This is a genomic window from Ruminococcus sp. OM04-4AA, from assembly GCF_003462585.1.
Classification (GTDB): Bacteria; Bacillota; Clostridia; order Lachnospirales; family Lachnospiraceae; genus Mediterraneibacter; species Mediterraneibacter faecis.
On record NZ_QTZH01000081.1, the window covers coordinates 1 to 7,884 of the forward strand.

Sequence of the window (7,884 nt, forward strand, 5' to 3'; positions counted from 1 at the left end):
AAACATGAAATTTACTTGCAAGCTGCATAAAAACTGCCAGCAGATAAATTTCTGCTGGTAGGAAAAATTTATATTTTTTCAATTGTCTACTTGACGGGGAGCAGTTCAAATCGTAGTTGATAGCCTTCTTCTTTTCGTTTCAATAAATTATATTTATGGTAGAAGGAATGTATACATTACTATAAAGTGACAGATGCTTCCGCCCATTACGAACAGATGAAAGATTTCATGGCTTCCGAAATTCTTATGCTTGCTGTTGAAAATCGGGAGCTTCAGTGCGTAGATGACACCGCCAACAGTATAGATGATACCACCGGCTAAAAGCCATCCGAAAGCAGCAGCTGACAGATTATCAAGGATTGTAGAAAATGCAAGCACGCAAGTCCATCCCATGCCAATGTATAAAACGGAAGATACCCATTTCGGACAGAATACCCAGAAGGCTTTGATAAGGATGCCGACAATCGCGAATGCCCATACAATACATAGCAGTGTGATACCTTTGCGTCCGCCGATTACTAACAGGCAGACAGGTGTGTAGCTTCCGGCGATCAGAACGGAGATCATCATGTGATCGATCTTTTTCAGAACAGTGTTTACTTTTTCTGAAATATCAAATGTATGATAAGTGGTACTTGCCGCATAAAGCAAGATAAGGCTGGCTGCGTAAATTGTAAGCGATACAATATAAAGTTTGCTCGGTTCACGAGCTGCTCTGTATAGAAGTGGTATTGCAGCAATAATTGCCATGATCATTCCAATAAAATGTGTAATTGCGCTTCCAGGTTCTTTGATATAAAGTCTTTTTTCCATAAAATCTACCTCCAATTCGTCTATATAATAACACATAGTTTTTAATACTACATCTCGAACATGTATATACTATAGCACATATTTCTGAAAAATCAAGAGATATTTTGAAATTAAAAGTATCTTATTCCACAAAAAAACAGGATGAAAGAAATCTGTGATGGAAAGTAAAAAACAGGCCGTGATTTCACAAAATTAAAATGTGAAATCACAGCCTGTTCCAGGTTATGTTTCTAATAAGTTCAATCTGTCAATCTATTCGATTACTGTTCCGGTCTTACCATTCAGAGCATCAGAGACTTTATCAAAGGAAGTAATGTAAGCTTTGCGGCCTTCGTGTCCTTCTACGAATTCAACTGCTGCACGGAATTTAGGAAGCATGTTGTAAATTCCAAAATGTCCCTCTTCCATGTAAGTTTTTGCCTGATCAACAGTAATTGTATCCAGTGGTTCCTCATTCGGTTTGCCAAGGTTGATACATACTTTCTCAACATTTGTAAGAATAATAAGAAGATCAGCATTAATTCCTTCTGCAAGCTTTCCAGCTGCGAGGTCTTTCTCGATAACAGCACTTGCGCCACGTAAATGATTATCCTGCTCAAGTACCGGAATACCGCCGCCACCTGCTGCGATAACAATCTGATCTGCATCAAGAAGAGCTTTCACTGCATCAAGTTCAACAATCTTGACCGGATTCGGAGCAGAGACAGCACGGCGGAAACCTTTACCAGGTTCTTCCACTACGAAGTTGCCTTTCTTACGTTCTTCATTCGCTTCCTCAGCGTTCATATAACGACCGAGAACCTTTGTTGGTGTGTAGAAAGCATCATCGTAAGGATCTACGATCACCTGAGTGAGGACTGTGCTGACTGTACGGTAGATACCGCGGTTGAGAAGTTCTTCACGGATTCCGTTCTGAAGGTCATATCCGATATATCCCTGGCTCATGGCAGTACATACAGACATTGGGGATGCTGTATATTCCGGATGGTTCTTTGCAAATTCATTCAATGCAGTGTGGATCATACCAACCTGCGGAGCATTACTGTGTGTGATAGCAACCTGATAGCCTGCTTCAATCAGATCAGCGATACATTTGGCAGTGCTTTTAACGGCTACTTTCTGTTCTGGAAGTGTAGTTCCAAGTGCACGGTGTCCCAATGCAACAACGACTCTTTTTTTCATAATATTTCCCTTTCTTCTAAGCTGTGATAGTTTGTCAGGGGGAACAGGTTCATACTGTATTAGAAAAAATCGCAACAGTAAAACCAACCTTACTGATAATTAAGATTTTACTATTATTTAGCAGTAAAATCAATATTGGATTATGCCTGATAGAAGGTCAAATACAAAAATTGCTGTCAAAAGAATACAAATTGAAATTCTCATCCATTTCTTTAATTTTAAGAACAGACTATTCCAGCGTGGAGCAAAATAATAGAAAAATGCACAGCCAAGAAGTGCGAATACTGCTCCGTCTCCCAAATATGCTTCTCCATTCATGAAAGTAAGGTAAGAATGATATTTCGGAAGTTCAATTCCAAAACCAAGATCAAGAAGCAGCTGAACGAGATAGTCAAGAGCCGTGTATACAACAAAGTTGATGATAAACATAGTAGCCGGTTTTTTGATATATTTCTTTAACAGCAACAGTATAAGCAGACCACAGATTCCGTACAACGGGAGCCATGGAAGCGTACGAAGGGTTACATTTTCCAGTGTGCCGCAACTGAGCAGTTCGGAAATGATTTCCAAAAGCCATCCGAAAATAGAAAAGGCATGGAATAAAAATACACAGGACAGAAAGTCATAATTCTGCGCCGGATTGACCGGTGATTTTACTGCGGCAATAGGTGGTTGCACAGAAAAAAGAAATACCGGATACTGATGCGGTGCAAAATAAGAGATCTTTGTGTAAGGACCTTCAGAATCGTCATAAAGAGCTTTACTAATCAGAAGTTCATCTTCAGAAGGAACATGCTCAAGATAAGAATCATTGAGCTGCTCATATTTAGGAGCTCTTGAAAGCACATAGTTTCTTCGTAAAAACAGATATAAGGATGCTTTACAGTTCATTTTGTACGGGCGGACATAAATGATGTCCAGAATTCCAAGTGTAAAGAGAGAGAAAAACTCCCAGCCGAGGAAAGAACAATCTAACAAAAAGAGTTTCCATTTATTTCCCTTTGTAAGCTGTTTAGAGAGAAAAAAGGCATTCTTTTGACTGATTTTTGGATTCTCAGCGAGGATATATGGAATCATGCTATATTCATAATGCTTAATAATTCCACCGATAATTGTTAAATCCCAAAGTTTCTGAAAAAGTGTGTAGCAGAACATCACCCAGGAAGGATTTGCCAGGTAACGCAACTTATATAAAAAGAATATTTTAGAAATATTCGTATCCTCATAGTTATAAGATTCAACAAAAAAACGTTTCTCACCGACAATCAAAAGATTACTGACAAAAAACTTATATAAAAGTGAAAGAATAACCCCAAGTGTAAGAAACGAAGTGACAATAAAGTCCGGACGCTTCAGGTAATTTTGAACTGTATGTAAAAAGGCAGCGGCTATGAAATTATCAGGAATAAAATCGAGAAATGCACTGCTGAAGCTTTCAGCAGAAATAAAAACAGGTAAAATAAGCGCTGTCTTTGTCTGAATCTTATCAGAAAAATAATTTAAAAATAAAGAGCGGGAAATTGGATACGAAGCTGTGAGCATTGCAATCAGAAAGCAGACAGACACACTTCTCCAATAGTTTGATTTTATTAAAATACGCGCCTTTTTCTTGAGATCTTTTCTTGACCACATAAATAATATCCCCCATTGAATTGTTGCTGCGGTTCACATGCGTGAATCAGCAATGCATCGTTTCCATAGATAACATCATTATAATTTAGTTGCGTACAGTTTACAAGTTAAGGTTCAGCTCATAAAGAAATATGTTATACTGTAGTTACTGGTCGCACGCCGTGTGAACAGTAACATACTATAATTTACGCGAGCAACGAGCCAAAGTCCGTGCTTGCACGAGACCTTGGCGACTGCCGCGATAACTTGAGAAACTCGCAGAGCGTGTTTCTCATAGTTGTTGGGCTCAAGCGGATAAAAGCTGCAGGCTAAGCGATTGTGTACCTGCATCAGACATAGAGATAGCGAAAAGAAAAGAGGGGTACGATGAACAGACAAAGCACATTATGTTATATTGAAAAAGACGGAAAATATCTGATGCTTCACAGAGTAGTGAAGAAAAATGATGTGAATAAAGATAAATGGATCGGCGTTGGCGGACATTTTGAATATGCGGAGAGTCCGGAGGAATGCCTTCTGCGTGAAGTGAAGGAGGAGACCGGTTATACATTAACTTCCTGGAAATACAGAGGAATCGTGACATTTGTATACAGTGAAGATGTGGTGGAGTATATGTCATTATATACAGCAGACGGATTTACAGGTGATCCGATCGAATGTGACGAGGGGATTCTTGAATGGGTGGAGAAAGAAAAGATAAAAGACCTGAATCTATGGGAGGGAGACAAGATTTTCTTCCGTCTGATGGACGAAGAAGAGGAATTTTTCTCTTTAAAGCTTGTGTATAATAAATCTGATGTGCTTGAGTATGTGGCACTCAACGGAAAGCCGATGGAGCTTTTTGATGTGATTGATGAAGATGGAAATAAAACCGGACAGGTGAAAGAACGCGGTGTTGCACATAGAGATGGAACATTGCATTCAACGGTACACATCTGGATTGTACGTCCGAATCAGGAGAGTGGTTATGATGTACTCCTTCAGAAACGAAGTGAATGTAAGGATTCGAACCCGGGAGCGTATGACATTTCTTCTGCAGGGCATGTCAGTGCCGGGGATGAACTGATGGAAAGTGCACTGCGAGAGATGAAAGAAGAACTTGGAATTCATGCAAGAGAAGATCAGCTTCAGTTTATCGGAACACACAGAGGACAGTTTGAAGCGGAATTTCATGGAAAACCATTCCGTGACAATGAACGCAGTACCGTATATCTTTATAGAGAACCGGTGGACATCAAAAATTTGAAATTACAGGAATCTGAAGTGGAAGAAGTGATCTGGATGGATTTTGAAGAATGCAGGAAGGGGATTGTGGATGGTACCCTGCCGAACTGCATTTATGAAGGAGAATTCCAGATGGTAGGAAAAGCACTCGGGATAGAGTAAGAAAACGGAATAGAAGATAGAACAAGCGTGAGAAAAAAAGAGTTGAACCTTGCTTGTCCGGGACAGTAGAATGGTCCGGACAGAAGTTTCAACTCTTTTTTAAGACTGACTTATATTTTCAGCGTGGTTTCAGCTTATGCTTCTTCTGACAGTTTCTTCACAATCTCAGGGAATTCCATAAAGTGGGAAGCTTTGACCAGAATCGTATCATTTTCATTGAGAATCTGTCCCATGTTCTGGTAAAAGTCTTCTTTTGTGTCAAAATGGAAAACTTTCATGTTCTTCTCTGTTGCAAGAACAGTTTCCTTTGCAGCTTCTGCCATATCTTTGGAAAGGGCTCCGATGCAGACCAAAACATCAGTGTTTTTAAATGCTGCATATGCTCCGACTTCGCGGTGCATCGCAAGCTCATCGGCACCAAGTTCGCCCATATCGCCAAGGATAGCGACCTTTCTTGTGTCTGCATATGCAAGTACGTCAAGAGAGGACTTCATAGATGCCGGATTGGCATTGTAGCAGTCATCAATGATCGTGTAATGTTTTGCTTCGATCAGGTTGTTACGTCCGGCAATCGGAACGAGCTTTTCAATTCCGCGTGCAATCTCATCATTATTCATGCCAAGCGCATATCCGACAGCAACTCCGGCTAAAGCGTTATAGATCATATGATCTCCCGGAATTGAGATATGTGCATGGAAACGGGATGTTGGAGTAACAAACTCAGCGTATGTTCCTTTTAATCCTTTACGTTCAATATTTTCCACATGGAACGGGCAGGAAGAGGTAAGACCGAAGTAAACAGGAGTTCTTCCATCACGGGAAGTGTAGCTTTTCAGCTTATCATCATCCCCGTTGAAGATAACAGAACCTTTCGGATTCATGTAGTCTGTCATGGAACTCTTTTCCTTTAGGATTCCGTCTCTTGTTCCAAGATTCTCAAGATGTGCATATCCGATATTAGTGATCACGCACACATCCGGGCGGGCAATCTTAGCCAGCGGTTTCATATCTCCAAAGTGGCTGATTCCCATCTCAAGAACTGCAACCTCATGTTCCTCACGGATATTGAATACGGTCAGAGGAAGTCCAATCTCATTGTTGAAGTTTCCCTCTGTTTTCAGTACATTATATTTCTCGGAAAGTACAGATGCGATCATTTCTTTTGTGCTTGTCTTTCCAACACTTCCAGTGATACCTACAACTTTGATATCGAGGGAACGGCGATAGTGTTCAGCTAAGTCTTTCAATGCTTCTGTGCAGGATGAAACGCGGATATAAGGATAATCAACGTCACCAAGATCCTGCTCAGAGAGGGAACAGAGTGCACCTGCTTCCATGACCTGCGGGATAAAACTGTGTCCGTCAACACGGGCACCTTTGATCGCAACGAAAAGAGTATCTTTTATTACTTTACGGCTGTCAATCGCAACACTTGAGACCTCACAGTCTAAGAATGCAGGATCACCGCAATAAATTCCGCAGCAGGCATCTGCGATTTCAGATAATGTCATATGTTTCATTAATATCTTGCCTCCATGGACTTCTTAATGATCAGTTCGCAAAGATCGCCGTATTCGATTCCATAAACCTTAGCTTCCTTCGGGAGAAGGCTTGCGGAAGTCATTCCAGGAAGGGTATTCATCTCCAGGCAGAACAGATTACCCTTAGCGTCAAGCAGGAAGTCTGCACGGCTGTAAACATTGAGCTTCAGTGCATTGAACGCTTTTACAGTAAGTTCCTTCATGCGCTCTGCAACTTCTTCCGGAATATCAGCCGGGCATACTTCAGAAGTAGCTCCGTCCTGATATTTATTCGCATAATCAAAGAATCCTGTCTTCGGGATGATCTCGATTGGCGGAAGTGCTGTTCCGTCAATGATACCGCATGCAAACTCACGACCCTTGATGTATGGCTCAACAACAAGTTCATCTTCGTAATGGAAAGATTTCTTCAGAGCCTCTGCATATTCTTCATCTGTATTTACAATATAAACTCCGATACTGGAACCACCTGAGCAAGGTTTAACAACAACAGGAAGTGTCAGACCAAGTGACTGGTAAGACTGATCTTCAGAGTTCTTATAAATCGTTCCACCTCCCGGAGTGTCTACGCCAGACTCAAGGAAGATCTGCTTTGCAACACCCTTGTGCATTGCAACCGCACATCCAAGAGAGTCAGGTCCTGTATATTTAATACCAAGCAGATCGAAAGATGCCTGAAGCTTTCCGTTCTCTCCTTCTCCACCGTGAAGACCGAGGAAAGTAATGTCAGCCAGACGGCAAAGTTCAATTACATTCGGGCCAAAGAAACAGTCAGACTGATCCGGACGGGAAGCCTTAACAGCTTCAAGATCCGGTTCCTCTGTGCTGATATTCTTCACAATCTCAAGTCCGTGATCCGGAAGAGTAAAGACATCCTCCAGATTCTCCGGTGCATTCTCTAATCCCATGAATACATCCAGAAGGAATGCATCATGTCCTTTTTCAACTAATGTACGACAGATTCCGGCAGCGGAAGAAAGTGATACGTCACGTTCCGTGCTTAAGCCTCCTGCTAATACAATGATTTTCATAATTTTATACTCCTTAAATGATTTATTCTGTTCTAGTTCTTTTTCTTATTTGTCTGCTGCGTATAGATAATGATAAGCAACATTCATGCTTTTACGATTATAGCACATGTTGGCAGAAAGTGAAACAGGGGGAGTAAAGATTTAACGGAGGGATTCTTTCTCACCTTGCTATATTATTTTTGATAGATTCAATGTATTAAATCCCATTGACAATTCACAGAAAATACTACTATTATTATATATATAAACAGTTTTTAATTGTGCAAATCAATATTTTATTGGTTAAAAGAGAGGTAATT

At 40.7% G+C, this 7,884-nt stretch carries 6 protein-coding genes; 1 reads left to right on the forward strand and 5 read right to left on the reverse strand.

Annotation, left to right across the window (positions count from 1 at the left end; genetic code table 11):
* Window positions 1-153: 153 nt before the first annotated feature.
* The 3 genes from trhA to DXB52_RS14385 all read right to left on the reverse strand — a co-directional run bounded on the left by trhA (window position 154) and on the right by DXB52_RS14385 (window position 3,627).
* Entirely contained in the window at window positions 154-813 is a 660-nt protein-coding gene (gene trhA / locus DXB52_RS14375; RefSeq protein WP_015528016.1) for a PAQR family membrane homeostasis protein TrhA, read from the reverse strand.
* A 252-nt stretch (window positions 814-1,065) separates the two neighbouring features.
* Entirely contained in the window at window positions 1,066-1,995 is a 930-nt protein-coding gene (gene arcC, locus DXB52_RS14380) for a carbamate kinase (protein ID WP_015528015.1), read from the reverse strand.
* 129 nt (window positions 1,996-2,124) lie between these two features.
* Window positions 2,125-3,627, reverse strand: coding sequence for a DUF975 family protein (locus DXB52_RS14385; protein WP_118107898.1), 1,503 nt, complete (start codon window positions 3,625-3,627; stop codon window positions 2,125-2,127).
* A 366-nt stretch (window positions 3,628-3,993) separates the two neighbouring features.
* Between DXB52_RS14385 and DXB52_RS14390 the strand changes: the two genes are divergently transcribed.
* Window positions 3,994-5,013, forward strand: a complete 1,020-nt coding sequence (locus DXB52_RS14390; protein WP_118107900.1) for an NUDIX domain-containing protein — start codon at window positions 3,994-3,996, stop codon at window positions 5,011-5,013.
* 134 nt (window positions 5,014-5,147) lie between these two features.
* Here the strand turns inward: DXB52_RS14390 and DXB52_RS14395 are convergent, their stop codons facing one another.
* Together DXB52_RS14395 and DXB52_RS14400 are read right to left on the reverse strand one after the other, a co-directional pair.
* Entirely contained in the window at window positions 5,148-6,533 is a 1,386-nt protein-coding gene (locus DXB52_RS14395) for a UDP-N-acetylmuramoyl-tripeptide--D-alanyl-D-alanine ligase (protein WP_117568394.1), read from the reverse strand.
* The gene (locus DXB52_RS14400; protein WP_118107902.1) at window positions 6,533-7,585 is read right to left on the reverse strand and encodes a D-alanine--D-alanine ligase family protein; all 1,053 of its coding nucleotides are present in this window, start codon (window positions 7,583-7,585) and stop codon (window positions 6,533-6,535) included. Before DXB52_RS14400 ends, DXB52_RS14395 begins: the two co-directional genes overlap by 1 nt.
* Window positions 7,586-7,884: the final 299 nt, after the last annotated feature.

What these genes read in the sequence shown, in the direction of transcription:
- trhA (WP_015528016.1), bottom strand. Translation starts at nt 813, where the DNA reads ATGGAAAAAAGACTTTATATCAAAGAACCTGGAAGCGCAATTACACAT.
- DXB52_RS14385 (WP_118107898.1), bottom strand. Translation starts at nt 3,627, where the DNA reads ATGTGGTCAAGAAAAGATCTCAAGAAAAAGGCGCGTATTTTAATAAAA.
- arcC (WP_015528015.1), bottom strand. Translation starts at nt 1,995, where the DNA reads ATGAAAAAAAGAGTCGTTGTTGCATTGGGACACCGTGCACTTGGAACT.
- DXB52_RS14395 (WP_117568394.1), bottom strand. Translation starts at nt 6,533, where the DNA reads ATGAAACATATGACATTATCTGAAATCGCAGATGCCTGCTGCGGAATT.
- DXB52_RS14400 (WP_118107902.1), bottom strand. Translation starts at nt 7,585, where the DNA reads ATGAAAATCATTGTATTAGCAGGAGGCTTAAGCACGGAACGTGACGTA.
- DXB52_RS14390 (WP_118107900.1), top strand. Translation starts at nt 3,994, where the DNA reads ATGAACAGACAAAGCACATTATGTTATATTGAAAAAGACGGAAAATAT.